General features: G+C 56.2%; 24 protein-coding genes. 12 read left to right on the forward strand and 12 right to left on the reverse strand.

Annotated elements, in window-relative coordinates:
- Positions 1-8: 8 nt before the first annotated feature.
- Positions 9-467, reverse strand: a complete 459-nt coding sequence (gspG, locus tag ACM6JM_RS11190) for a type II secretion system major pseudopilin GspG (RefSeq protein ID WP_414881869.1) — start codon at positions 465-467, stop codon at positions 9-11.
- Positions 468-613: 146 nt separating this feature from the next.
- Between gspG and gspI the strand changes: the two genes are divergently transcribed.
- Together gspI and ACM6JM_RS11200 are read left to right on the forward strand one after the other, a co-directional pair.
- Positions 614-994, forward strand: coding sequence for a type II secretion system minor pseudopilin GspI (gspI, locus tag ACM6JM_RS11195; protein WP_163975539.1), 381 nt, complete (start codon positions 614-616; stop codon positions 992-994).
- Between the two features lie 964 nt (positions 995-1958).
- Positions 1959-2321 carry a DUF6124 family protein gene (locus ACM6JM_RS11200; protein ID WP_011334564.1) on the forward strand — a complete coding sequence of 121 codons (363 nt, stop codon included), beginning with the start codon at positions 1959-1961 and terminating at the stop codon, positions 2319-2321.
- Between the two features lie 86 nt (positions 2322-2407).
- On the opposite strand, the gene ACM6JM_RS11205 is transcribed toward ACM6JM_RS11200, so the two are convergent.
- The 3 genes from ACM6JM_RS11205 to ACM6JM_RS11215 are packed head-to-tail and all read right to left on the reverse strand — an operon-like array spanning position 2408 to position 4281.
- Positions 2408-2695 carry a hypothetical protein gene (locus ACM6JM_RS11205; protein WP_414881870.1) on the reverse strand — a complete coding sequence of 96 codons (288 nt, stop codon included), beginning with the start codon at positions 2693-2695 and terminating at the stop codon, positions 2408-2410.
- 57 nt (positions 2696-2752) lie between these two features.
- Positions 2753-3136 (reverse strand): hypothetical protein, encoded by a 384-nt coding sequence (locus ACM6JM_RS11210; protein ID WP_414881871.1) that lies wholly within the window; start codon positions 3134-3136, stop codon positions 2753-2755.
- Complete coding sequence (locus ACM6JM_RS11215) at positions 3133-4281, reverse strand: hypothetical protein (protein ID WP_414881872.1); 1149 nt, start codon at positions 4279-4281, stop codon at positions 3133-3135. The genes ACM6JM_RS11210 and ACM6JM_RS11215 overlap by 4 nt, the downstream gene beginning before the upstream one ends.
- Positions 4282-4864: 583 nt before the next feature.
- On the opposite strand from ACM6JM_RS11215, the gene ACM6JM_RS11220 reads away from it, so the two are divergent.
- Complete coding sequence (locus tag ACM6JM_RS11220) at positions 4865-6157, forward strand: hypothetical protein (protein WP_414881873.1); 1293 nt, start codon at positions 4865-4867, stop codon at positions 6155-6157.
- A gap of 367 nt (positions 6158-6524) precedes the next feature.
- On the opposite strand, the gene ACM6JM_RS11225 is transcribed toward ACM6JM_RS11220, so the two are convergent.
- The 3 genes from ACM6JM_RS11225 to ACM6JM_RS11235 form a co-directional block, all read right to left on the reverse strand.
- Complete coding sequence (locus tag ACM6JM_RS11225) at positions 6525-7994, reverse strand: hypothetical protein (protein ID WP_414881874.1); 1470 nt, start codon at positions 7992-7994, stop codon at positions 6525-6527.
- Positions 7995-7996: 2 nt separating this feature from the next.
- Positions 7997-9085, reverse strand: a complete 1089-nt coding sequence (locus tag ACM6JM_RS11230) for a nucleoid-associated protein (RefSeq protein ID WP_414881875.1) — start codon at positions 9083-9085, stop codon at positions 7997-7999.
- A gap of 473 nt (positions 9086-9558) precedes the next feature.
- Complete coding sequence (locus ACM6JM_RS11235) at positions 9559-9990, reverse strand: type II secretion system protein N (RefSeq protein ID WP_414881876.1); 432 nt, start codon at positions 9988-9990, stop codon at positions 9559-9561.
- 132 nt (positions 9991-10122) lie between these two features.
- Between ACM6JM_RS11235 and gspH the strand changes: the two genes are divergently transcribed.
- Positions 10123-10575 carry a type II secretion system minor pseudopilin GspH gene (gene gspH / locus ACM6JM_RS11240; RefSeq protein ID WP_074690232.1) on the forward strand — a complete coding sequence of 151 codons (453 nt, stop codon included), beginning with the start codon at positions 10123-10125 and terminating at the stop codon, positions 10573-10575.
- Positions 10572-11180 carry a prepilin-type N-terminal cleavage/methylation domain-containing protein gene (locus ACM6JM_RS11245; RefSeq protein ID WP_414881877.1) on the forward strand — a complete coding sequence of 203 codons (609 nt, stop codon included), beginning with the start codon at positions 10572-10574 and terminating at the stop codon, positions 11178-11180. The genes gspH and ACM6JM_RS11245 overlap by 4 nt, the downstream gene beginning before the upstream one ends.
- Here the strand turns inward: ACM6JM_RS11245 and ACM6JM_RS11250 are convergent, their stop codons facing one another.
- From ACM6JM_RS11250 to ACM6JM_RS11260, 3 genes are read right to left on the reverse strand one after another with little or no spacing between them, the layout of a single operon-like run.
- Positions 11181-12119: a FecR family protein gene (locus ACM6JM_RS11250; RefSeq protein WP_414881878.1), complete on the reverse strand. Its 939-nt coding sequence runs from the start codon at positions 12117-12119 to the stop codon at positions 11181-11183.
- Positions 12120-12152: 33 nt separating this feature from the next.
- Complete coding sequence (locus ACM6JM_RS11255; RefSeq protein ID WP_414881879.1) at positions 12153-12704, reverse strand: RNA polymerase sigma factor; 552 nt, start codon at positions 12702-12704, stop codon at positions 12153-12155.
- On the reverse strand, positions 12701-13375 hold the full coding sequence (locus ACM6JM_RS11260) for an STN domain-containing protein (protein ID WP_240867074.1): 675 nt from the start codon (positions 13373-13375) through the stop codon (positions 12701-12703). The genes ACM6JM_RS11255 and ACM6JM_RS11260 overlap by 4 nt, the downstream gene beginning before the upstream one ends.
- A 195-nt stretch (positions 13376-13570) precedes the next feature.
- On the opposite strand from ACM6JM_RS11260, the gene ACM6JM_RS11265 reads away from it, so the two are divergent.
- Entirely contained in the window at positions 13571-13885 is a 315-nt protein-coding gene (locus tag ACM6JM_RS11265; RefSeq protein WP_414881880.1) for a hypothetical protein, read from the forward strand.
- A gap of 609 nt (positions 13886-14494) precedes the next feature.
- On the opposite strand, the gene ACM6JM_RS11270 is transcribed toward ACM6JM_RS11265, so the two are convergent.
- Entirely contained in the window at positions 14495-14935 is a 441-nt protein-coding gene (locus ACM6JM_RS11270; RefSeq protein WP_039773270.1) for a carboxymuconolactone decarboxylase family protein, read from the reverse strand.
- 310 nt (positions 14936-15245) lie between these two features.
- Between ACM6JM_RS11270 and ACM6JM_RS11275 the strand changes: the two genes are divergently transcribed.
- From ACM6JM_RS11275 to ACM6JM_RS11295, 5 genes are all read left to right on the forward strand, one after another.
- Positions 15246-16682 carry a PLP-dependent aminotransferase family protein gene (locus tag ACM6JM_RS11275; RefSeq protein ID WP_414881881.1) on the forward strand — a complete coding sequence of 479 codons (1437 nt, stop codon included), beginning with the start codon at positions 15246-15248 and terminating at the stop codon, positions 16680-16682.
- Between the two features lie 120 nt (positions 16683-16802).
- Entirely contained in the window at positions 16803-17096 is a 294-nt protein-coding gene (locus tag ACM6JM_RS11280; protein WP_039773274.1) for a putative quinol monooxygenase, read from the forward strand.
- Between the two features lie 228 nt (positions 17097-17324).
- Positions 17325-17747, forward strand: coding sequence for a cupin domain-containing protein (locus ACM6JM_RS11285; protein WP_039773276.1), 423 nt, complete (start codon positions 17325-17327; stop codon positions 17745-17747).
- Positions 17748-17957: 210 nt separating this feature from the next.
- Complete coding sequence (locus tag ACM6JM_RS11290; protein ID WP_134333943.1) at positions 17958-19190, forward strand: hypothetical protein; 1233 nt, start codon at positions 17958-17960, stop codon at positions 19188-19190.
- A 273-nt stretch (positions 19191-19463) separates the two neighbouring features.
- Positions 19464-20177, forward strand: coding sequence for a hypothetical protein (locus ACM6JM_RS11295; protein ID WP_039773280.1), 714 nt, complete (start codon positions 19464-19466; stop codon positions 20175-20177).
- A 178-nt stretch (positions 20178-20355) separates the two neighbouring features.
- On the opposite strand, the gene ACM6JM_RS11300 is transcribed toward ACM6JM_RS11295, so the two are convergent.
- Complete coding sequence (locus ACM6JM_RS11300; protein ID WP_074688547.1) at positions 20356-25242, reverse strand: NAD-glutamate dehydrogenase; 4887 nt, start codon at positions 25240-25242, stop codon at positions 20356-20358.
- A gap of 516 nt (positions 25243-25758) precedes the next feature.
- On the opposite strand from ACM6JM_RS11300, the gene ACM6JM_RS11305 reads away from it, so the two are divergent.
- Positions 25759-26112, forward strand: coding sequence for a hypothetical protein (locus ACM6JM_RS11305; protein WP_414881882.1), 354 nt, complete (start codon positions 25759-25761; stop codon positions 26110-26112).
- Positions 26113-26304: the final 192 nt, after the last annotated feature.

Here is a 26304-nt window from a genome sequence, read left to right on the forward strand (position 1 = left end):
GACCGGCCTTACAACTGCCAGGAACCGATGTCGGCATTCACGCCGTCGCCGTCAGGCTGGCCGTCGGCGCCGAGGGAAAAGATGTCGATCTCGCCGTTGGCACCGGGATTGAGGTACTGATAAGGCCGACCCCACGGGTCATTCGGCAGGCGCTCCAGGTACGAGCGCCAGTTGGTGTTCTTCGCATCAGCCGGCCGCTCAACCAGCACTTTCAGGCCCTGACTCTGGCTCGGGTAAGTGCCGTGATCGAGGCGATACAGCTTCAGCGCCTGCATCAACCCGCCAATGTCCTGCTTCGCCGCCGTGGCCCGCGCCTGATCCGGCCGGTCGAGCACCTTGGGCACCACCATCGCCGCCAGAATCCCGAGAATCACCACGACCACCATGATCTCGATCAGCGTAAAACCCTGCTGCCCACGGGGCATCCGGCTCGGTTGACTGGGCTGTTTGAACTGCGCGATATCCATCTCGTCATTCCCTGGCTTGATTCGATTCGACGCGCAGTGTTGCAAGAAGATATGTCAGGGATGTTGAAAATCCTCGGGTGTTTTCGTCGTCAAGCCGTCAAGCACGGGCGTTAGCGTCAAGGGCTGCCCGACCGCCCGAGACCCCGATGCGCACCCCCTCCCCGCAAGCCGGATTCACCCTGATTGAAGTACTCGTCGCGCTGGCGATCATCGCCGTCGCCATGTCCGCCGCCGTGCGCGTGGCGGGGTTGATGACGCAGAGCAGCGGGGTTTTGCGGGATCGCTCGATTGCGATGATTGCGGCGCAGAGTCGGATGGCGGAGTTGCGGTTGGAGGGGCGATTGCCGATGGGGGTTAAGGCGATGGAGTGTGATCAGGGGCGGTTGTTGTTGCGGTGTGAGCAGGTGATTGGGGGGGGCGAGAATGGGCGGTTGTTGAAGGTTGGTGTGCAAGTCTTTGACCGCAGCCGGGAAGCGCCGCCGCTGGCGAGGCTTGAAACACTGCTCAGCCGCCCGGATACCCCATAGTTCTGGCCTGCTCAAAACGCCAAACCCGAGGGGGGGACAGATCGGGATCCCTGAGGACTTCGCGCCTCAAATCTCCCGATCTTCACTCGCAACCATTGAATCTGTTTTCTACTGTTGAACCACTGAAAATGTTCTGGGAACCGACACAGATCCGTCAACCCGAGCCGTGATGCTGTGCCTGCCCAAGGCCAGCCCACCTAACTCCATTAACCATTGGCCTGTTGGTCCAGCAAGGACATTACCTTTCAAGATTGTTCCATCGAACACTCCGACGTTCGTCCCTGATACCGAGAGACCTGCGACTCTCACAGTGGTATCAGGGGTTGCTCCGCCATTAGGTACTTCACCCTTGGAATCGCTGATAGAAACGATCATGGGTATGGGGGCATTGGACTTGGATGTAGACATGTCAGTAACTCCGTTTCGTGGGTTTGGTTTGACGGAGTGATTCAATCGTGGGCAGCAGGAAGCGTCACCTGTCAGATCTGACAGGTATTCGGATGTTTACGACCAACGGTCATTTCTCTTGCATTCTCTTTTCACCCTGCTCAATCACTGGCTGCCCCCTCTACCGCACGAACGGACGCTGTGCCGATAGCCTGTTTAACCGATTTTTTCAGTGCCGTTTAAAGACACTCAGCGTTACTTCCTCAAGGCTACAACGCCTTGCGTCATTGCCTACGACTACGCCAGAATCCGCCGGCTTGTGCGTCTGGGGTGCGGGTCTTATCGTTTCCGGGTCACTGAAAAACAGTGATCGGGTTTGGTAGCCCGCACATGAGAGTTGCACAGCATCACCATTCGCGGCGTCGTTTCGTCTCAGCTTTATGGTGGTCATGCACAGGGCACCTTCGGGTGCGCCGGGTTCCTCATGTGCCGGTCTACCAACCTGAGCATGGCCGCCACCTTCGTTTGGTAGCGAATTTGGATGGCCTCCCTTTTTGAAGCATGAGGAGTTACATCTATGTTCAAACCGACACCCAATCCCCCCGAAACCGATCCGGTTTCACCCTACAAATTCCCCGACTCCCGAACCCTGAACGAAGCCGCCGAACGCGCCCTCGACCACTACCTCACCCCACAACAACGCATCATGGGCAGCCATCACAAACACGATCCCATGTACATGGCCAACCCCGCGTACAACACTGAATCCCTCCTGGCCAACGCCAGCGAATCCCTGGGATCGGCCAGCGAAATGCTCAACAACTTTGCTGCCACGCTAGAGCCTGCGCATCGCAAGACTGCGATCGGGATTGCGCAGTTGGTGATGTTGAGTGAGTTGGCGGTGAATCAGGCGCTGGATCATGTTGAGGTGAAGGCGTGATCGGCTGAGCGCCGTAGCCCAGCAGCCGGAAAGAAAATGGCCGAGGTTGTCAGGTGTGACTGACGACCTCGGCCAAATGAGCATTTCTATTTTTTGCGGCACATCTCGACGTCATCCTGAGTCTTCAGGTCTGTGTCGATCCCCAAGCGATACCTACAGTAATCAATAATCCACCCTCGCTCCTCTGCTGTCAGGCGCTCTACTTTCCTGATCTCTCCATCGTTCGCGTGGATGTTGTAGAACTTCATCTGAAACGTCGGGTGCTTCTTGATGAAGACAATGGTCTCGATGTCTCCGTCCTCAAGGGCTTCGTAGTAGCCGACGTAAAGCATGGACACTAGGGCGAGGATCGCCGCGATTAAAAGCTTTTTCATTCTTGTAGTGCCTTCGTCCGTAGCCCCTCCGAGCGTTAAAACGAAGGTGAACCCAGGTTATTTTAGAATTCCCGATTTCCCCACAGCAGCAAGAACCGTCATCGCAGAAAGCAGCACAATTGCGCTCCATTGCATCAATACAAGTTTCTGCCTGAGTGGCGCCGGAAAGTTGCTTACGTCCTCTACGCTCAGAGTGCCACGGCGAGTGTAGAAATTTGCAAATGTGACGAGTCCGGATGCACCTCCGACCAAAAGCAGCCTTCCCCAAGCTCCGCCGTGTTTCAGTGCAGCCAACTTGACTCCAGCAGAGCTGTTCTTGAGGTTCTCAAGGATCAAATCCATTTTGGTGTTACCGATATACAGGGCAACACCGATCCAAACGATCAGCAGAGCAATGACCACAACACACATACCGCCGACAATGAGTTCTGCAGTATTCATTTCGTAACCTCGTAAATCATTTCACCTGCCAGTTCACCAGTGGCACCTCCTACGGCACCGCCAGCATATGAGCCTGCTGCTACGACTATTACGCCGCAAGCCAGAGTCCCTAGGCCACCAGTAGGCACTCCAAGCCCTACACAAATCGCACCTACAACTGGGGCTGTCAAAACTGCCCCTGTTGCCGCGCCGCCGGCCACCCCTCCAATGAAGCTACCGCCCTCCGTGTATTTAATCTTTTCACAGGCATCTTTGTTGCCTGCCGCGCAGACTTCTTGAACCTTCATGTAAGACGCCCCGCCACCTACGGCTGTACCCACCCAGCCACCATATTTCACAACCTTGGCGGCTCTGGCGACACCTTCTGCGTGAGTGGCGTAACCGGGAATCTGTCCCGGAGCACCGGCCAGAGTCCAGTGATGCACTAGGCTTTTGCTTGAGATGCCGAGAGCTGATTTAAGACTTGGATGATCAGGAAAACCGATGCCCTTTCTGGTTAACCCGGTGAGCTGTCTATCAAGCTTGGCAAACAGTCGTGCACGCTCGTTGAAAAACTCCGAACTACGCAAGTGACCGTCACGCTGAAAACTTTTCTGATGCAGCGTTTCGATTTCCTTTAGCGACGTTTTCACGTCTTCAAGGTTCTTGGCGAAGATCGACTCCCCAACACCGATTGATGTAGAGCCTTGCGAAAGAACGGACTCTATCTGGCTCCGATAGCGGACCATGAAGCTCGCTTCCTCGTCGGACATGGGCTTGAGTGCCGCATCCACTTTCTGAGCTGCTTCCATGAGCAACGCTTCTTCACGTGTGCACTGGGGATTATTCGGATCGCTCAATACGATGAGTTGCCCAGGCTTGGCGTAGCCAGTGACGTGAGGGTTGAGGCGCGAGAATTTCTCAAGCGTTGCACCGTCCGGCTTATCGAACAACGCAGCTTCCAATGCAGAGCGCGGCATGACCTGCTGCACGATGTAGAAACCAGGTTCAGCTATTGGCTTTGCAGCCGCCGGTTTCTCTGCCGGAGCCTCTGGGTATTCTGCCCAGTGCTTGGCGTGCAGGTCGGTCGGTTCTACGCCACGGTAGACCTTTTTTCTTGGCGGGTTAGGTTGCGCGGGCCTCGGTACGTTTCCAATTTCACTCATGAATCATCCTTGTTCACTTCGGGAATCCCGGCTTGGGTTTCTGACAGTCCGACGCTATCGAAAAGCCCAAGTGCCGGCTGTAAGACAAAACCTAAAAAGCTGTGCCCAAACGGCTGATTCCTGTCATTCGCGGGGTGCGCAGGATAACTGGTGAGGGAGGATCGTTGTATGGCAGCAGATGGCCATCCACGATGATTGCGGCCCGAGTATTCTGCGTTTAGCTGCCATTACACCTAAAAACGACAGCTACTTTCGGCCCAAAAAGGATGTACGCAAGCGGCCGCTAGCAGCCAGAAGCAGAAACTGATGCCGCCTACCACTCACCCAAAGCGGACGCTTGGCGAGATTCGTTTTTAGACAAAAATAGTTAGTCCAACCACTGGTTGATTCGCCTCATCATCGATTACGTACTATTCGCTTTAGGGGCGCTCCGAAGCCTAAATGGAAAATTTTCGTTGGCGGTGAAGGGTTTACAGACCGCACTTTTCAATAAGAAAAGCTTGAAGAGCCGCTATCGCATGAATAACAATCCGGCTTAGCTGTGAAAGTCGGGCTGAGCAGATGTTCATACGAGGGATTAAAGATGGCGACACCAAAGGAAGTTAGAATAGATTTTTCTCAAACTACAAAGCTCGAAATTTTTAAGAGAGTAAACGGCCGTTGCTCTGTCCCCCGATGTGCCAATGTTACGATTGGCCCTTTTTTAGAATTTGATGGCGCAGTAAACATGGGGATTGCTTGCCATATTTATAGTGCTGCTGAGGATGGGCCGCGCGGCCGGGGCGAACAGACGGATGCATTCATTAGTAGCGAAAAAAATGGTATTTGGTGTTGCTCTTCTCACGCATCTTTAATTGATAAGAAAAAAGGAAATGAGTTTCCCGCCGCTGTATTATTTGCATGGAAAGCGTTGGCAGAGGCCCGAATAAGGAAACTACTTGATGACTCCCCTTCTCCACTTGGCTGGGTGGATACGATAGAGTTTTCAGAGTACGCCGATCTAATTACCCCCCCTAGTATCACGCTATCAAGAAATACGTTGATTTTTGGGCCAAACTGTTGCGGAAAGACATCTCTAATGGAAGCAGCGGCATCCGTTAGTGATTCAAAGTATGCTGAGACGTTCGATGGCACCTATAGAAATGGCACTCACCTTAGATACAAAGTGCAAATTAGGTACTCTACTGTCGACACGTTCAATAAGACTTTAGATTTGGAAATGTGCAATGGTAGCCTTATTCGAAAAGAAGGTCGCACACCTTATCTGCTCCCCCCCGGAGACTTGGAAGTCATTTTATGCTCTGAACGGGAGACGCGGCGCAAGCCGCATGAAGATGATGTTGATTTTTTGATGCGCTATCTGAGTATAGATAAAACTGCTTTATTTTACTTGGCCGAGATGGGCGGCGGAGAATTGTTACCTGGAGATATGAAATTCGAGCAAGCCGTAGACATTGAGTACAATGATAAAGATGAAACGGTATCAAAAAATAAATACAAGTCAGATGGCGAACCCTACGTAAATCTATTGTTTCGGCGACACGACAGTCAGCGCTGGGTAACTCTAACTCGCTTAGCGACAAGCGAGTATGGCAAGCTGCTAGTGAGTTTCGCCGTAACTAAAGCGCGTGAAACATGTAAGCAAAAGCTTACACTACTCTTGGTGGACGGCCTAATCTACAACTTCGACAAATATAACTTTGAACAAATTTTAAACGTATTGGCGAAAAGTGATTTTCAATCAGCATTGATACTACCTCCATATCAGGAAGAAAATATCCTGGAGAAGAGCGAAGGCAATATTAAATTGAAGAGTCTGGACTATCTTAAACAGTGGCAACTTAAACTTCTTAAGCGTTCAGAATACTTCACCTAATTAGAACCGATACCGAACCCTAATTATACAAGATGTCCGATGCTCTCTTCAGCTCATGCGCGAGGGCATCACGGACGAGGTAAATTTGTGCAATCATACAAAGACACAACAAATATGGCTGAGGGAGTGGGGTGAGGTCCGACTACATGCTTTCAGGACGGATCAAAAGGCATTATGGATCCCCTTTTGGAGTTTAGCCAAATCTATAAAACCGCCCCATCCCAAACTATCACATCAAAAAACTGCAGGTGAAACCTATGCACACTCCCGACGTACAACCGACAAATAATAAAACCTGAAAACTTTAATTTCAGGGACTCCTCTATAGACGACGGATAGACATGGCCTTCTACAGGAACGTCTTCGACTATCGGCCAAGCACACCAAATAAATCCAATGTAAGCTCAACATTCCAACAGGATAACGCCATAACCACATAAATAACGAACACAACAACGCAGGTAATCCAAAAATTCACTTTAACCGAAAACAAAGAATTATCAACAATTCGCTGAAGCTCCTCTGCCGACATATGCGATCTAACGATACCCTTCCAGTCTTTAAATAACTTTGTAGAAATAAGACTTACAGATATCGCTCCCCAAAATCTTAAAATCACAGCCACAACTAAATAAATTGAAAAAGACTTGAACAAAACTATTGCCTCCGGACTCTTCAGCGCGTCTTCAGCAATAAATCTACGAGATACGACTCCAGCAGTGAGCACAAATGCTAGAGCCAATACATCTGTAAGCAAGCTCCCCGTAAATTGATGACTTGCTGAAACATATTTATCCACCACGCCAGACAGGTCCTTTTGTATATCAGACAGTTCTTTCGTGTAATCTTTTTTTCTATCCAAAACTACATATTTATATCTAGATCTTGCCTCCGCAAACGCAGCGAATACAAGGCGAACCGCGCCAATCAGAGCCTGATCATCCTTTAAATCAAGTGTCAGCCTATCAACTACAAGTAAAGTTCTAGTTTCTTCATCACTTTCTGCATAGCACCATTCAACACAAGCAATAACCGCATCAATATCCCGCTTCGAAAATTCCTGTAATTCGTTATCACAGACACTTAACTCAAGCTTTCTACGCCCCTTTAAGACAACTTTATCCCAACCATAAAACTCTTGAACCAAGGAGATCATGGCATAAACAACACAAGCCTTGTTGAAGTAGATTGCAATGGCATTATCAACAGCTCCCCAATTAAACAAAAAACGCTCAGGGGAAACCATAACGGCGTTTCCGGTAACAAAATGCACTGATTTTAGAAGCCTTTCCAGATTAGGAAGCTTCGTTGACATCATCCACTCGACAGGCAAAACCTGATCATATTTACTTGTAGGGACTATGGCAATTCTAGGTCCACCAAATGAATCTTCGAGACCACATAAAAATATTTTAAGTGGTCTTTCAGACTGAAGGCTCTGGTGCAGTTCACCACCTAGCAAACCAGAAACTTCCGGAAGCCAACTTTCTAAGAAATAGACCTTATCAAAAAACAACAAACCATCTATATCGACATTGATCGCTAAGGAATCTCGAAGTAAAGCAGCCTTATCAGTTACAGACACAACCCAATCGAGCATACGCTGGTCAGAAAAATCCACCTCATCCCAAGCCTCATCTTGCCCATCGACTTGTAAGCGTATGCTTGTTATAGCATGCTCACAAATCAACTGAGACAACTCATTTAATATCGCCCGAGAAGTGGAACTAAGAATACCAGAGTAATTAGCTCCGAACGAATTCTCATTATGAGAGATATCAGCCTCCCGCTGTAACCGAACTATAAATCCAGATAGCACCCCCAGATCAACAGGCATAACTACTCCCGCTCTTCCACGGTAGTAGCTCTGATGGTAATAATGAATGAGCCATCAGCCTGCTTTACCTTATCCAGAATATTTGGATTTCGTTCTCCTTGCCAAATCACTTTGACGCCTGCATCAGTAATCCACTCACCTTTCCTATCCTTATTAGGAATAGAACCCGGCTTGGGTGAGAACGACACTCCTCCAAGCCCGAGCTCATCCATATACGAATCAAAGCTGCTTTTCATACGAGTAACTTGTGCTGGATCGGCATGAATACAGACGCGATCTTTAATCTCATTATAGGCAAGTTCACCATCTGCAAAGGCGTCAAGCAAACCGATTACTGAATGCCTAACGTCTGAAGGAGTTCTACCGCCCAAGTCCCCGTCATATGCTCTTGCCCATCGATGGCAGGCAACTACCATTTGTTTAGTCAAGGTTGAGTCATTTACCCTAAGACGGACACCAAGGAAGCGCTTGAAATAATCAGTAATAGCGTCCTCAGTATCCAACACCGCACCTGTTTTTTTCCGCTCCACTGCCAGTACATCCCAAGCGAAATCATCTCCAAGCTGAATCAGAGCCTTCTTTTGAACAGCAGCAGCCTGCTCAGAAAGTGCTTCTATAATTTCTTCCAACCTAACTCTCGTATTCTGCACTGTATCTCTCTGCTGACGCAGCACAGTGCTATAATCCAGTTTTATTAAAGCAACTAGAGACTGCCTTGAAGCTCCAGAAATAATTGTCACTCTTGCTACGATTAGGACTCCATCAGCTGTTTGCCCCGCTGAATGCTGCCCCAAAAATAACCTAGCTATTTCCTTAGACTGCTCGACAAACTGAGCATCAGGCTCTTCAACAATTGCATTACATGCCGCCACTAAGTGAGAGTTTTCTTTATCAACGAAGGTGTATTGAGTACCCTGCCCTGTTTCCGAAATTATTTTCTTGAAGAATGCTCTTTGTGTATCACTTGAAAGAAGAACCTCATCCAAACATTCAGGCTCGTCCTCACCAGACTTCAGGATATGGTAAATGAAGTTCTCAACTACGAGTTCATTTCGCTGGATTTCAGTCAATACACTGACACGATTTCTCACTATTAAAATTCCCTTTCAAGAGCATTCATCAAAAAATTGATGACACATTGCCTTCACGATAATCAATGAAACATAACGTGTCCACGCCGTATGCGATTTTTCAAGCATCCTTGCCCCAAAACAAAACTGTACAAAAAAACAGTACTCAGAGCGGGAGTTTGCCATAATCAGTCAGCCTAGCTGCGCCGAAGCGACGACTGGCACGTGAGGGCTTCTAGAGAGGGACCTTGGAAAATGAGACAAGGGAGCCATCTCAGCCTCATCAACAAATTCCGAAAATGGCCGTAGCTATTCTGTCCCGAATGTCTCCTTCTGGCCGGTAGCGGTCGCTTGCAAACGTCCGCTTGAATCCACAGCAGAAAGCGGACATTTACGACACGCTTCCTTCGGTTGCTCAAAAGCAATCAAGTCCATCTCCGGCGATCCAGTACCCACCACCCGACTGAAAGGCCAAAATTACTCGCCCAAAAAAATCACGGCCTAACCAACCTAGCCATCTCCACCCCCTCCCCCAACTTCTCCACCTCCAACCGCACCCTCTCCCCACCCTGCTCAATCACCACCCCATCCCCCTCCACCGCAACCAACCTCACCCCAGGACTCACCCGCTCCCCCTGCAAAAAACTCCTCGGCGGCCCATCGTTCAAACTCAAAATCGCCACCGCCCCCCGACTCCCCGCCATCACACCACTGACCTTGATCTCCACCGGCGCCGTGCGATTGGAAAACCATTGCAGCGCCGGGTTATCGCTGCGCGCCGCAAGCAGTTGCGGGGTGGCCGCCGGGGTGTGGGATTCGGCGATGGTCAGGAGCAGGGATGACCAGGTGGCGATGCCGACCAGGGCGGCCAGCAGTGCGGTGGCCTGGATGATTTGGGGGGGTGAAAAGCGTGCGGTGAATCTCATGGGCTGAATCTCCTTTTAGTCCCGGTGACCAGACTACGCGGCAATTCTCACGGTTTTATTTCACACGCCTTACATGTTGGCCGTGCAGGATGGTTTTTTGGGACGGGCTGAACGCAAAGGAGTGCGCATTCGATGAACCGGTGCAGGCAGCAGGGTTTTACGCTGATCGAGTTGATGGTGGTGCTGGTGATCATCGGGATCGCCAGTGCGGCGATCAGTCTGAGTATCAAGCCCGATCCGTTGCAGTTGCTGCGCAAGGACGCCGAGCGCGTGGCGCAGTTGCTGCAGATTGCCCAGGCCGAGGCCCGCGCCGATGGCCGGCCGATTACGTGGTTGAGCGATGGCAAGGGGTTTCGGTTCAGTCGGCGCAGTGACAGTGGCAAGGGCTTTGATCATTTCGATCGGGACCCGCAGTTGCGGCCGCGTCCCTGGCAGAGTCCGAAGCTGGAGGTGCGGGTGGAGCCGAAGCAGAAAGTGGTGCTGAACGCGGAGTGGATCAATCCGCCGCTGCAGTTGACGCTGTCTGACGGGCTCAATCGGTTGAGTGTGCTGCGCGATGCTTCGGGCCGGATTAGCGTGCAATGAACAGACAACAAGGTTTTACGCTGATCGAGGTGATGGTCGCGATTCTGTTGATGGCGGTGGTCAGTCTGATTGCCTGGAAGGGGCTGGACAGTGTCACCCGCGCCGACAGCCATTTGCAGGCCAGTGGTGAGCAGAGTGACAGCCTGTTGCGGGCGTTGAATCAGATGCAGCGGGATGTGGAGATGCGCGCGGGGACCGAGTTGACGGAGCCGAAGAAAGTCGGCACCGAGGATGAGCCCGCGACCGCCCCGCCTGCCGTTACGGTGCGCAGCAGTGACAGCAAGGGGTTTCGGCTGGACATTATTCGGAGCGCGGCGGATCAGCCGGGGGCGTTGCAGCGGGTGCGCTGGTGGCTCAAGGGGGACACGTTGTATCGCGCGGTGGCGCCGGCGCGCAGTCGGTATCCGTTGCCGGCGCCTACGGCTGGGGTGGCGGTGTTGGGTGAGGTGAGTGATTTGCAGGTGCGGGTTTGGGAGGCGGACAAGGGGTGGCGGCAGTTGAGTGGGAACCGGCGGGAGGATCCGTTGGGGTTGGAGGTGCGGTTGACCCGGCAGACACCGCAAGGGCCGGAGAAGTACCGGCAGGTCATGGGGCCCTTGCAGTGATCAGCTGAGAACGACTACGCCGCCCGGTAGTTCGGTGCATTTGACGCCGTAGGCATCGCGGATCAGTGCGCCGACGCCGGCCAGTTGATCGAGGGAGAAACGCGCCTGCACGCGGCGCTGGCCGAGTTCGCGGTTGAGCAGCAGCAACATGCCTGGGCGGTAGCGGTTGATCTCGTCGATCATCTGGCTGAGGGTCGCGCCGTTGAACACCAGCACCTGCTGACGCCAGTTCATCACCGCCGCCGTGTCGACACTTTGCACGGTGCCGACCTGTTGCGCGTCATAGGTCAGTTGCTGGCCCGGTTCCAGGCGCAGGCTGCGGCCTTTAACTTCCACATCCACCGCGCCATCGAGGCACGTCACGCACACCTGTTGATCAAGGTTGCGCAGGTTGAACCGCGCCCTGCTCGCCCGCAGCCAACCGCCACCGGCCTGCATCGCCAGGGGCAGCCGCGCGGTCTGCACTTCGACTTCGCCGCTGAGCAGTTCAAAGCCCTGCACGCCCTCATCCACCGAACGCTGGTTGATGCGGGTCTGGGTGTTCAGTTCCAGGCTCAAACCATCCACCGGTTCGACCCGGCGTTGCTGGCCGACTTCGGTGATGTAATCGGCGCCAAGCCCGGAGAACCCGCCCGGGATCGTGCCGCGCACCAGCAGGAACGCTGCCGATGCGGCAATGGCGCCGCCGAGAAAGGCCCGTCGTCCAAACCGGCGTGGTGCCTGCGTCGCTTCTGCCGCCGGTTGCAGCAGGTGCCACAAGGCCTTGCTCTCTTCGAAGGCGCGGGCGTGTTCGGGGCTTTGCGCGCACCACTGGCGCAGCGCTCGGGCGTCGGCGACCGTGGCGCGGCCGGAGGTCAGCAGGATCAGCCAGTCGCGGGCTTCGCTTTGCAGACGCTCGGCAGGCGTGGGCTCGGCAGGTGTCAGACGGAAGATGTTCAAACGCGCAGGTACTCGACGGGTTGATCGGGAGCTTCATTCACTAGACGGTTTTCCGGCCCCGCGACCGAACCGCTGAAACACTTTTCTTTCCAGTTTGGCCGCGCAGTGTCCGAGGGCAGCCTTGATTTCCTTCTCGACCATGCGCGTGGAAATGCCGAAACGCTGGGAGATTTCCAGGTGCGGCGCTTCTTCCAGCCGTGCGGCGATGAAGATCCGGCGGCGCCGGGCCGGCAGTTCGTAGAGGGCGCTGAGCAGGGACTGGATTTCCTTCTGGCCGCCGACCACGCGCATCGGGTCCAGCGCTTCGTCGCTGACTTGCAGCAGTTCTTCGACTTCACTGCCGGTGAGCAGCCGCGCATCGGCCTGGCGGCGGTCGGCGGCGATGTTCAGGGCCATGCGATAGAGGTAGGCGTTGGGGCGCAGCAGGTTAGGCGGCGTTTCCATGCGGTCGACCCGCAGGTAGGTTTCGTGCAGCACGTCGTTGGCCAGGTCCTCCGAGCCGAGACGGCGTCGCAGGCGCACCCGAATGTCCTCGTAGGACGTCAGGAACAGCTGGACCATCGAACTTTGTCCGGCGTCTTTCATCCCCCGGAAACTCCTTCCCATTGTGTGCATTCCATGCGCTTTCCTGACGATTCGGGTAACAACAGCAACGTGACTGGCTGGCGCAATGCGCCGGGTGTGGGCCGGTCGATTTTGAGCGTGTGAAAACTGTCTACCAGCGCTGCATCGCGCCGAACATCGCCGGTGGTGGTGACCAACCGGTTGTGCTGCACCACGCCGTCGCGGCCGATCCACAGCTGCAACACCGCGCGAAAACTGCCGGGCCGGGTCAGCGGCGAGCGGCACAGGTTGCGTTCAATCGCAGCCTGCACCGCCGTGGCGTAACTGCGGTTGACCGCTGCGCTGGCGGGGGTCGGTTTCTCCGCCGGCATTGGCACTTCCTCGACTTGCGCAACCTGCAAGGTGAACGCGTCGTCGCGGCTGTACTTGGCCATCAAGCCGCTGCCGCCGAGCATCCGGCGCAACGCTTCGGCGGCGGTGAATTCACCGTCCACCGCCAATGAGCGTCGACCGCGACTCAACTGGCTGTCGACCAGCACCGCCATGCCGGTGGCGCGGCTGAACTGTTCGAGGGCGTGGGCCAGTTCCTGGGCCGGGATGTGCAAGGTCATGCGCATCGTCGCCGGCACCGGGTCGGCGCTGGCGCGGCTCAGAAACAAGCCAAGCAGCAGCCCCAGACAGAGCTGGCGCATGAGCGCTGAGCGCACAACATCCTCCCTGGCACGGCCTCGCTGCACGGCTGATGTATCCCTGAAAACCGTCATCCTGAGGGCTGTTTATGAATCTGGTGTGACGGCCACTGCAAAAAAACCATCACGGGATCGGCGCCGCCGTTGCACTAGACTCTTGAGCCAGAGCGGCCCCTTCGGGCCGGCCAGGAGGCAGGCATGAAATCAGTCTGGAAAGTTGCCCTCGGCGGGTTGCTGCTGACGGTGTTTAGCGCTGCACATGCGGAGCAGCCGCTGGGCTGTGTCGAGGTGACGGTGGGTGGCTACAAGGCGCCGAATTACGACTGCCTGAGCCAGCAGATGGGCAACAACCCCGACGGCGCGGCGGCTGCGCAGAAGAATCTGGAAGCGATGAATGTGCCGATCGACAAACGCCCGCCCAATCAGGTGGGGCTGGCGACGCCGGCGGCCACCAGTACGCGGATGGGCAACACGTTTGGTACGTCGGTGAAACCGCAGCGCCCACCGAACTAGCTTTCACTTGATCGTTCCCACGCTCCTGCGTGGGAATGCAGCCCGTGACGCTCTGCGTCACTGGACGCGGAGCGTCCCCAGAGGCATTCCCACGCAGAGCATGGGAACGATCACCGTGTGGGGCGTGGGAATCGATCAGAATCACTGCGGCCGCAGAACTGATCGTTCCCACGCTCCTGCGTGGGAATGCAGCCCGTGACGCTCTGCGTCACTGGACGCGGAGCGTCCCCAGAGGCATTCCCACGCGGAGCGTGGGAACGATCACCGTGTGGGGCGTGGGAAACGATCAGAATCACAGCGGCCGCAGAACTGATCGTTCCCACGCTCCCGCGTGGGAATGCAGTCCGTGACGCTCCGCGTCACTGGACGCGGAGCGTCCCCAGAGGCATTCCCACGCGGAGCATGGGAACGATCACTGTGTGGGGCGTGGGAAACGATCAGAATCAGAGCGGCCGCAGAACTGATCGTTCCCACGCTCCTGCGTGGGAATGCAGCCCGTGACGCTCTGCGTCACTGGACGCGGAGCGTCCCCAGAGGCATTCCCACGCGGAGCATGGGAACGATCACCGTGTGGGGCGTGGGAGCGTGGGAACGATCGAGGTCTGGAGTTCAGTCGCTGGGAATCTGGCGGAAGCTCACCGCCAGGCGATTCCAGCTGTTGATGGTGCTGACGGCCATGGTCAGGTCCACCAGTTCGGTCTCGTTGAACTGTTCCCGCGCCTGCTGGTAAACATCGTCAGGCACCCGGCTGTCCGCCAGCAGCGTCACCGCCTCGGTCCAGGCCAGCGCCGCCCGCTCGCGCAGGCTGAAGAAGCCGCTGTCGCGCCAGACCGCGATGGCGTACAGCCGTCGATCCGTCTCCCCAGCCCGCCGCGCTTCCACCGAATGCATGTCGGTGCAGAATGCGCAGCCGTTGAGTTGCGAGGCGCGGATCTTGATCAGGTGCAGCAGCGGCGGTTCGATGCTCAGGTTGCTGGTCAGCGCTTCCAGGCCAATCATCGCTTTCATCGCTTTGGGCGATGCGCTGTAGTAATCCAGACGCGGGGACATGGGCGGGCCTCGGGCAGCAGAAGAGTGATTTCACGGTAAGCGCTGGTTGGGCAACGTTACAGCCCCAATTCCACGAAAAAATGGCAGACCACTGATTCAAGTAAAACAACATTCCTGTGGGAGCTGGCTTGCCAGCGATGGGGCAATCACATTCAACATAGATGTCAGCAGGTATACCGCCATCGCTGGCAAGCCAGCTCCCACAGGGCCCTATGCCAATTTGCGGGATTTGCACTACGCAACTTCTGTCGATACTGCATTCGGGAGTAATCTGGCCGGCACACTCAATCGCCCGGAGCGCCCCGTCGGTATGGAACTGCATGTCGTGATCAATGGCCGCAAGGATCTGGCCGGTCAGTTGTACCAGCAACTGCGCGGCGCCATTGAATCCGGGCGTCTGGCCGCCGGCACCCAGTTACCGCCCAGCCGTTTGCTCGCCGAGCAATTGGGGATCTCGCGCAAGACCATTTCCGACACCTACGCGCAGCTCACTTACGAGAATTTCCTCACCGGCGTGATCGGCAAAGGCACTTACGTCAACGCGCGCCCGGCGACCATCGAGCGCAAGCAAAATCACAGTGACCTGGCGAGCGCCGAAGTGATCGAGAGCTGGCGCAATCTGCCGGTGTTCCTGCGCCACCCGACGCTCGAGGGCTCGCTGCGCTACGACTTCATCGGCGGCGCCACCAGCAAGGGCCAGTTTCCCCAGGATGACTGGCGCCGCTGCGTCTCTCACGCGCTGCGGCAGATGGCCAATTCCAAAGGTTTTTACAGCGTGCCGGAAGGCCTGCCGGCGCTGCGCAATGCGATTGCTCGGCACATCGCGTTTTCCCGTGGCGTGAACTGTCAGGACGAAGACATCGTGGTGTGCAACGGCGCGCAGCAGGCGCTGGATCTGATCACCCGCGTGTTGATTCGCCCCGGCAGTCTGGTGGCGATGGAAGATCCCGGCTACCCGCCGGCGCGGCTGCTGTTCGGCACTCACGGGGCGACGGTGGTCGGTGTGCCGGTGGATGCCGAGGGCATTCAGGTCGAGCGGATTCCCGAGGGCACGCGGCTGATTTACGTGACGCCGTCGCACCAATTCCCGTTGGGCATGCCGATGAGTCAGGCGCGGCGCGAAGCCCTGCTCGAACGGGCTTATGAACTCGGCGCGATCATCATCGAGGACGACTATGACAGCGAGTTCCGCTACGAGGGCCGCCCGACCGATTCGCTGCACAAGCTCGATCAGCGCGGCATCGTCGCCTACGTCGGCACCTTCTCGAAAACCCTGCTGCCAGAGCTGCGATTGGGCTACGCGATCCTGCCGCCGGCGATTCTCGAAGCGGTGATCCGCGCCAAGCAGCTCACCGACCTGCACGCCTCCACCCTGCCGCAATGGGCGCTGGCCAAGTTCATCGCCGAAGGCTGTCTGCTCAAGCACATCCGCCGCTGCCACACCATTTATGCCCAGCGCCGCGAGCGGATTCTGGCGCGCATGGCCACCGACCTGTCGCCATGGCTGGAAGCCGTACCGCCCAGCGCGGGGTTTCACATGGCAGTGTTCTGCAAGGTGCCGATCGACTTGCCGCTGGTGATCGAACTGGCGAAAAAGGTCGAAGTCGGGCTGTATGCCATTGATGGCTTCTATTACCAGCAGCCGGCCAGAAGCGGGATGTACTTCGGTTTCGGCGCCATCGAGACGCTGGACATCGACATCGCCCTCGACCGCCTGCGCGACATTCTGCAACAGGTCGTGGGTTAGATTGGCCTAAACGATTAACCGCCGATTGGTTATTGGTGATCCGGGGGTGCAGGCCTATCCTGCACAAGCGTTATCCCTCAATGAGCAGGATTCGTCCGGCCTGATTCAGGAGTGTGAGCAATGTCCAACGAAGTGATCAACACCGTACAGGTGCAGGCTGCCGCCGGCCGATCGGAGGAGCTGGGCAAGCAGTTGCAGAAGATCGTCGAAACCCTGCGCCAGACGCCGGGCTGCGATTCCTACATGGTCGACCGCTGCCCCGAGGACAGCCACCGCTGGACGGTCAGCGCCCGCTGGCAGTCGGAAGCGGCGATGCAGGCGCATTTCAATCGCCCGGAAGCCCAGGGCTTCATCGACCTGATCGACAGTCGTCTGGCCAATAGCGTGGATTTCAACTCTTTTCCAATCGTTTGACTTACTGACGCCATCGCTGGCAAGCCAGCTCCCACAAGGTTTGTATCGTTCACAAATCATATGAACGACACAAAAACCTGTGGGAGCTGGCTTGCCAGCGATGGCGTATTTGAATGCGCTGAAATTCCCCAGATTTGTCACCCGAACTTCCCGAATATTGGCCGTTTGAATACCCCGGCCCGCGGACTACTGTGATCACCGACTCCCCCACTTCATCAGGTGATCACCATGAAAATCCTGCGCTTGCTTGCCGCCCCGCTCGCCGCTCTGGCCCTCACCATCAGCGCTTCGGCACTGGCCCACGGCACCGATTCGCCGTCCGAGAAAATTTCGGTGCTGCAGGATCAGATGCTGAAAAACGTCCCCGGCAAAAAAGCCATGATGATCGAAGTCGATTACAAACCCGGCCAGTCCTCGATCGCCCACAAACACGACGGCACCGCCATGGCGTACGTGCTCGAAGGCGAGATCGTTTCCCAGGTCAAGGGTGAACAACCGATCACCTACAAGAAGGGCCAATACTGGTACGAGCCGGCCGGTTCCGAGCATTTGATCTCGAAAAATGCCAGCAAGAGCAAGCCGGCCAAGTTGCTGGTGTTCATGGTGCTCTCGCCTGATGACAAAGTTCTGATTCCGCTGAAAAACGACTGAGACAGCACGAAAATTCAGAAGGGCCAATTGAACAGGGCCCTTCTTGCTTTCCGCTGCTACTCATTGGAATAAGGTTGATGGCGAATTCGAAGATAGCCATTGCGCCACCTTTAAATTAACGACCTTGTCTACTGTCAAGTCTTACAGTAGACAGCAATAGTGAAAAGCTAAATGATCCTCAGGAAGTTCCAAATCAATGAGGATCTGAAAATGTCCGGCAACCGCTCTCCCGCACATCTGGATGAAACTTTCGGCGAGAGGGGGAAAGTGACCATTCACATACCCGGCCCCAATAGCGGGCTATCGAGAATTCAGGGATTGGTCACTGACTCAAAAGACCGAACACTGTTGGTCAGCAGCACTGCTGATAACTTTGTATTGGGTCGCATTGCAGCCGATGGCACCACCGATGAAAGCTACGCAAATCATGGATTTGTACTGGACAAATTTGCCAACGAAGGAAAATCATCAGGATTAAGTATCAGGCTGCTGGAAGATGAAAGCATATTGCTTCATGGCTCACATCAGAACGACGGCCAGGCGATGGCCGCCCTTGCCTGCTTCAACAACCACGGAAATTACAAAACTGAGTTTGGCAAGAGTGGGAAGATCGTTATCCCGCTCCCCGTCTCTCCTGCGACGTCATCCCTGCCCGCACCATCATCGGAAGGTGGACACTCTTCAAGTGCGCCTATCGTATTTCCTGACGGAAAAATACTGTTCATCCACAACAACTACCTCATTCAAATTTTAAGCTCTGGTCAACCCGACAATGATTTCAACAATGGCAAGCCCTACATTGATATCAGGCACCCGGATTACCCAGCAAACATTTACAAAATTATTAAAGTTTCCGACAACCTGATCGGCGTAGCAGGCAACGCAAACGTCGACAACAGATGGGTGGGGTTAGTGGCCATGTATACGGCAGCCGGAGAACAAGTACGTAACTTTGCAGACAATGGATATCTGCTGCTCAAGCACTTAAACTTCCCAAACAATATTGTTTCCATTGCAAAGTCAAACTCGGGAACACTGCTCATTGCCGGTCAAAAAATGGGTTTCCCCAATAAAGGTTACATTACGAGCGTCACTCACTCGGGAGACATTGCGCAAGACTTCAATGAAGGTAAACCTGTTCTCACTCCTAACGACGAAAGCAGAAGTCTCTCTTGGCACGATAGCTTGATCGACCAACAGGGCAGGATTATCGCTACCGGTAATTCGATGGAATCGGGGACAGCGCCATCCTACCTTCCACTTGCCCGAATCCTGCAGAATGGCAAACCTGATTTGAGCTTTAACAAGGAGGGGTTGTTTACGCTGGATGACGTCCAGCTTTCGGAGGCAATTGCAATCGACAGTCAGGAACGGCTTCTGGTAGGCGCCATCATCAAGGTAAACTCGGAACTGAAACCGGTATTGATGCGAATTCTGGCTTAAGTCATCAAACGATGAACGCCCCTATTACTGAGCATTAACAATTCAATAGAAAAACTCGTTCATTCATAAGTAAAAAGCTCAAATCAGGATTTGAGCTTTTTTTATTTCCCGTCGCAATTAGAAAACCAAGAACACGCCAAACAAGACTATTGCCCTGCCAAACTTCACCTGGATCCCCATTTAATATAATTTTTGTCGGGGTAACATGAATCAGTGGCCGACAGCACGGCTGCCCAGGATTTTCTACTCAAGTTGTCTCACGGGAGAAACACCATGAAACCTGTGTTCGCCAGCATCTTGACCATTTCACTGCTGACACTGACTGCCTGCTCGATCCCCACCGCGCCCAAAGCGGTATCGTCACTCGACACCCTGCTGCCTCACCCGGTTGGCCGCAGCAGCATGACCACTGTGAAGGCCGGCCCGGCCGTGTCACTTGGTGTGATTTACAGCCCAAGCACCCAGACCAACCGCGACTACCTGCGCAACTACCAGGCCAACGCCGGCACCGGTTTCGGCCAGAGCCTGCTGGTGCAGCCGATCCACGACGCCTACGTCGCCACCTCGCAACCGGACATGGCGGTGGATTGGGTGAAAGCCTCGCTGCAACGCCAGTTCGGTTCGGTCACGGTGTATCCGGACATGCAAAGCCTGCGCGCGGCCAACCCGGATGTGGTGGCGATCGTCGACACTCACAGCCAGTTGATTACTTCACGCAGTTCGGACGTCAAGGCGGATGTGAGTGCTGATTTTTATGACGGGAAGTTCAACTATATCGGCACGGCCAAAGGGACGGATGCCAGAGCGCTGAGTCCGTTATGGGCGGATTACAAGCGTTCGGAAGATATCGTGGCGGATATTAATGAACAGCAGAACGTGCAAGTTCGGGCGCTGCAGAAGTTTGACCAGTCGCTCGGTAATTTATTGACCAGATCGGCAGGTAATGTGTCGATGCTTGAGCGTAAACAAGTACTTAAATTGCAGTGACTCTAATACCGCTATCGCGAGCAGGCTCGCTCCCACAGGGAAATGCGTTCCAAGTGTGGGAGCGAGCTAGCTCCGGGCGGCGTTCCGACGAAAGGGCCGGAACAAACAACACGAATCCAACAGACATAAAAAAGCCCCGGCATCTCACAATGCAGGGGCTTTTTCATTCAACGGTTACTCAAGCAAGCTCAAGCTCCGCCGTCGCCGCAGCAGGCACGACCGCCTGACCGCTCAGCGCCACGTCGTTCAGCTCACGGTTGGCCACCGCGTACATGGCGTAGTCGGTGCCGCTGGCGGCACGGATTTCCACCAGCATGGCGCGCCAGCGCTGGATCATCGCGTCGTGTTGCGCCATCCACAGCGCCAGACGCTCTTCCACGTCCAGGTTACCGCCGCCCGCTTGCAGAACGGCGATGGTGATCGCGCGTTGCTGCCAGTCGACGTCGTCGCGGAACGCTTCACGGGCCAGGGCCTGCCAGTTGTTTTCAACCGGCAAGGCGCTGATCTGCGAAATGTACCAGGTGATGTCCAGCGCGCTGCCCACGGCGAAGTACGCCTTGGCCACTTCGGCTGGATCCTGACCGGTGACGTCGGCGGCTTCGATGATCGGCAGCAGCGTGTAGAGGTGGGTAGTACCCGCCACCATACGCGCCAGCAGTTCCGGTACACCGGCGGCGACGTACGCCTGATAGCGCGCCTGCCAGTTTTCGCGGATTTCGCCGCTCAACAGTTCGTCCAGCTTCAGGCCCAGCTCTTTGAGGTGCGGACCGAAATGCGCGACGTCACGGGCAGCGTTCTGCTCGTTGCGACGGGCACGCAGGAACCAGCGCGTAGCGCGACGGCCCAGACGCATCAGCTCGTCCATCAGCTCCAGTTGCACGTCAGCGGAGACCTGATAGTCCAGGGCTTCGATCTGACGGAACCAGTGCGGGAGGTGGAAGATGTCGCGCACGATCACGTAAGCGCCGGCCACGTTCGCCGGAGTCATGCCGGTGGACTCTTTGAGTCGCTGAACGAAGGTGATGCCCATGTGGTTGACCAGATCGTTGGCGATCTGGGTGCTGACGATCTCGCGCTTCAGGCGGTGACGACGCATGGCTTCGGAGAACTTGCTGACCAGGGTCGGCGGGAACGCCGTTTCCATGTCGCGGGTCAGGTAATCGTCGTCCGGCACCAGGGAGCCCAGCAGCTGCTCCTTGAGGTCGATCTTGCTGTACGAGATCAGCACCGACAGCTCAGGACGGGTCAGACCATGGCCTTCAGCAACGCGTTCGGCCAGTTGCTCTTCGGTCGGCAGGAACTCGATGGCGCGATCCAGCTTGCCACGGCCTTCCAGGTCGCTCATCAGACGCTTGTACTCAGCGATGCGCGCATACGCACGACGCGCCGCCAGGGACAGGGCCTGTGTCTGCTTGTAGTTGTTGCCCAGCACCAGACCACCGACTTCGTCGGTCATGCTCGCCAGCAACTGGTTGCGTTGCTTGTCGGTCATGTCGCCGGCCTGAACCACTTCGTTCAGCAGGATCTTGATGTTCACTTCGTGGTCGGAGCAGTCCACGCCACCGGCGTTGTCGATGAAGTCGGTGTTGGAACCGCCGCCATTGAGACCGAATTCCACACGACCCAGTTGGGTCATGCCGAGGTTACCGCCCTCGCCCACCACTTTGCAGCGCAGCTCGTTGCCGTTCACACGCAGCGCATCGTTGGCCTTGTCGCCCACATCGGCGTGGCTCTCGGTGCTGGCTTTCACGTAAGTACCGATACCGCCGTTCCACAGCAGATCCACCGGTGCCTTGAGCAAGGCATTCAGCAGTTCGGTCGGGGTCAGCTTGTCGGCCTGGATGTCGAAGCGCTCTTTCATCTGTGGCGAGATGGCGATGCTCTTCGCGCTGCGCGAGAAGATGCCGCCGCCTTCGGACATGATGCTGGTGTCGTAGTCGGACCAGGCCGAACGCGGCAGATCGAACATGCGCTGACGCTCGGCGAAGCTGGTGGCCGGATCCGGATTCGGATCGATAAAGATGTGCATGTGGTTGAACGCGGCAACCAGTTGCAGCTTGTCGGACATCAACAGGCCGTTACCGAACACGTCACCGGCCATGTCACCCACGCCGACCACCGTGATGCTGTCTTCCTGGACATTGATGCCGCGCTCGCGGAAGTGGCGCTGTACGCCAACCCACGCGCCCTTGGCGGTGATGCCCATTTTCTTGTGGTCGTAACCGGCCGAACCACCGGACGCGAACGCGTCACCCAGCCAGAAGCCGTAGTCGATGGCGATGCCGTTGGCGATGTCGGAGAAGGTTGCAGTGCCCTTGTCCGCCGCGACCACCAGGTACGGGTCATCGTCGTCATGACGCACGACGTTGGCCGGCGGTACCAGTTTGCCGTCCTTCAGGTTGTCGGTGATGTCCAACAGACCCGAGATGAAGATGCGGTAGCAGGCGATGCCCTCGGCCGCGATCTCGTCACGGCTGCCGCCCAGTGGCAGGCGACGCGGCAGGAAGCCGCCCTTCGCACCCACCGGCACGATGACCGAGTTCTTCACTTGCTGGGCTTTCACCAGGCCGAGGACTTCGGTACGGAAGTCTTCTTCACGGTCGGACCAGCGCAGACCACCGCGAGCAACGTTGCCGAAGCGCAGGTGCACGCCTTCGACGCGTGGCGAGTAAACGAAGATTTCGAACTTCGGCACCGGTTTCGGCAGCTCAGGGATCAAGTGCGGGTTGAACTTGAAGCTGAAGTACGACTTGTTCTGGCCGTTGGCGTCGGTCTGGTAGAAGTTGGTGCGCAGGGTCGCTTTGATCAGGTCCAGGTAACGACGCAGGATGCGGTCTTCGTTGAGGACCTGAACGTCGTCCAGCGCGGTCAGGATCGCCTGTTCCAGACGTTGTTGCTTGTCGTCCAGATCATCGCTGCCGAGCTTGCGGGCCAGGTAGAAACGGGTCTTGAACAACCGGGTCAGTTCGCGAGCGATGTCGGTGTGGTTGTTCAGGGTGCTGGCGATGTAACCGAGGTCGAAGCCCAGGCGGATCTGCTTCAGGTAACGAGCATAAGCACGCAGCAGGGCCACGTCGCGCCATGGCAGGCCGGCGGTCAGCACCAGACGGTTGAACGCATCGTTCTCGGCATCGCCACGGACGATGTGGACGAACGCGTCCTGCAGGGTGTCGTTGAGTTGCTGGATGTCCAGGTCCAGGCCTTCGGCGGCGGTGAACGCGAAGTCGTGAATCCAGAACTCGCGGCCGTTGGTGTGACGCAGACGGTACGGGAATTCACCGAGCACGCGCAGGCCGAGGTTTTCCAGGATCGGCAGTACGTCGGACAGGGCCAGCGGGGTATCGGCGTGATACAGCTTGCAGTGCAGCTCGCGCGGGCCGGAGGCCAGCGGCTGGTAGAAGCTCATGGCCAGCGGCTTCTTCTCGCTCAGATTGAGCAAGTGCTGCATGTCGACCACGGCCGAATGCGCAGCGAAACGCTCGCGGTAGCCGGCCGGGAAGCCTTTCGGGAAGTCGGCCAGCACGTTGGTGCCGTTGGCTTCGCCGAAGGTTTCGACGGTCAGGGCGGCGTAGTCGTCCTGCCAGCTGCGGCAGGCCTGGATCACTTCGTTTTCCAGTTGCAGCGGGTCGATGTCGATGCGGTTTTTCGGGTCGACGCGCAGGATCAGTTGCACGCGGGCCAGCACGGACTCGGAGAAGAACGTCCAGAACTCGCAGTCGGAAGCTTTCAGGCGCTCCATCAGCACTTGCTGGATCTTCTGGCGAACTTCGGTGGAGTAGATGTCACGCGGCACGTAGGCCAGGCAGTAGCAGAAACGACCGTACGGGTCTTTGCGCAGGAACACGCGGATCTTGTTGCGTTCCTGGATCTGCACGATCGACATCACGGTGCTGAACAGTTCGTCGACCGGAGTCTGGAACAGGTCGTCACGCGGCAGCACTTCCAGCACCTGTGCCAGTTCCTTGCCCAGGTGAGCCTTGGACTGGAAGCCGGAACGGCGCTCGATTTCCTCGACCTTGCGGCGGATGAAAGGAATCACACGTACGCTCTCGCCATACACCGACGAGGTGTACAGGCCCATGAAGCGGTGTTCCTTGATCACTTTGCCGTCGGCATCGATTTCGCGAATCGACACGTAGTCCGGGTAGGCCGGACGGTGCACGCGGCTCGGATGCGCGGCCTTGGCGAACGACAGCAGTGTCGCTTCGCGCAGGTAGTTCACGGCATAGTCTTCGATGTGGCGGTCTTCATTGGTCAGACCGGTACGCAGCATCTTGGTCAGGCCGAGGAAGGAGTTCTGGTCGTATTCGATATGGCCGCCATCGGCCTGATCGACAACGGTGAACTCTTCGTAGCCAAGGAAGGTGAAGTGGTTGCCCACCAGCCATTCCAGGAAGCTCTTGATTTCGGTCTTCTCGTCGGCATCGACGGGGAATGCGCTGTTATCGAGCTTGGTGAGGATTTCCTGCACCTTGGCCTTCATCGGCTCGAAATCGGCGACCGCGACGCGGACTTCACCCAGGACCTGTTCCAGTTCCTTGGACAGCACATTCAATTCGGCCGCGTTGGCGCAGCGGTCGATTTCCAGGTACATCAGCGACTCGTGCAGCACGCCTTCGCCGGTGGTGCCTTTTGGCAGGATTTCCAGCAATTCGCCCTTGCTGCCACGACGCACGCTCAGCACCGTGGTCTGCAGGGTGTGGATGCTGTAGCCGCGACGGTTCAGCTCGGTACGCACCGAGTCCACCAGGAACGGCAAGTCATGGTGCAGCACTTCGACCGCGGTGTGGGTCGACTGCCAGCCGTGACGTTCGTAATCGGGGTTGTAGACGCGCACTTGCGGTTGCGCGTGATCGAAGCGCTCAAGCAGGCGCCACGCAGAGAGAGTACAGCCAGCGAGGTCGGAGAGGCGACGTTGGGTCAGCTCGTCCAGGGAAATGATGCCGAAGAATTGTTCAGCGAACAGCGCCACTTGTGGCAGTGCCTGTTCACTGATGTGCTGCGCCAGTGCCGCTTGCAGTTGGTGCTGGAAGTCGGCTTTGCTGGCTGCGGTGAAGAACGCCATCTGTGGTACTCCGCTTGGGCTTGTTATTGATGGAAAGCGTCGCGTGCAAAACCCCTTTCGGGGCGTTCCGTCGCCCTGTTCCTGAATCTCGGGCAGAGGAAACAGGGTGACAGGTGGGTGAAGCTGGACGAGACACTCAGGTCACATTCACCTTCCATGAATGGGCATCTGCAAAAACGACTGACCGGCGCCGCTCGCGGGGCCCTGGCAATGCCTTTACGGGTGCTCATCCGTTGCGCAGCTTAATGGGTGCGACAATGTGTCTGCTTGCGGTGCTGCGACATATTCGGTCATTGGCACGTAAACCAAGGCCTGCGCATCGGTAAACACTAGCATTCATGGGGCGGAACGCCGGTCTGAATCCCCGTTTTTACGGTACAGGCGTGCCAGGAATGACCATTGATCTGTGTCGCGTTCACGACACATCCTCTGACACTCTCACATGCAGAAATTCCCGGGGGCTGGCAGAATCGCGCCCAATTGCGACCAACACGCCCGCCGAGGCAGGAATTTCCCATGCAAATGACCACCGCCCTTTTGATCGTCAACCCGTGCGACGACGAAGAAGACAACATGGCCATGCTCTGCTGCCACAGCGACAAGGGCGAAATGTTTCTGATGAGCCGCTATCCGGACGAGGATGAGCTGGAGATCACCCTGGATGGCGAGCCGTCGACCCTTGATGGCGTGAAAGTCACCCTGGCCAAAACCCTGCTGAAGATCGAAATCGCGGCCGCCGATGCCGATGCGTTGAATGGGGATGATGTGCTGGAAATCACCTACAACCCGGACATGGTCGATCTGGCCGAGGTTGAGGAAACCCTGAAAAACATTCTTGATGGTACTGGCACCTATATCAGCCAGATTTGATGGCGTCTGCACTGCCCTCATCGCTGGCAAGCCAGCGATAGGGCCAGAACTGACTCCCCACCTTTCCCTGTCTACAAAATTCCAACATTTACCCCGGTCATTTTCCGCACTTTGCGCAAAATGCCGTTAGTCGCCACCCCCTGCGATGGATTAAAGTAACGCCCCCAGCCCCGGCGTTATCCGAACGCCTGT

The sequence above is a fragment of the Pseudomonas sp. IT-P2 genome (assembly GCF_949767575.1).
GTDB classification, from domain to species: domain Bacteria; phylum Pseudomonadota; class Gammaproteobacteria; order Pseudomonadales; family Pseudomonadaceae; genus Aquipseudomonas; species Aquipseudomonas pharyngis.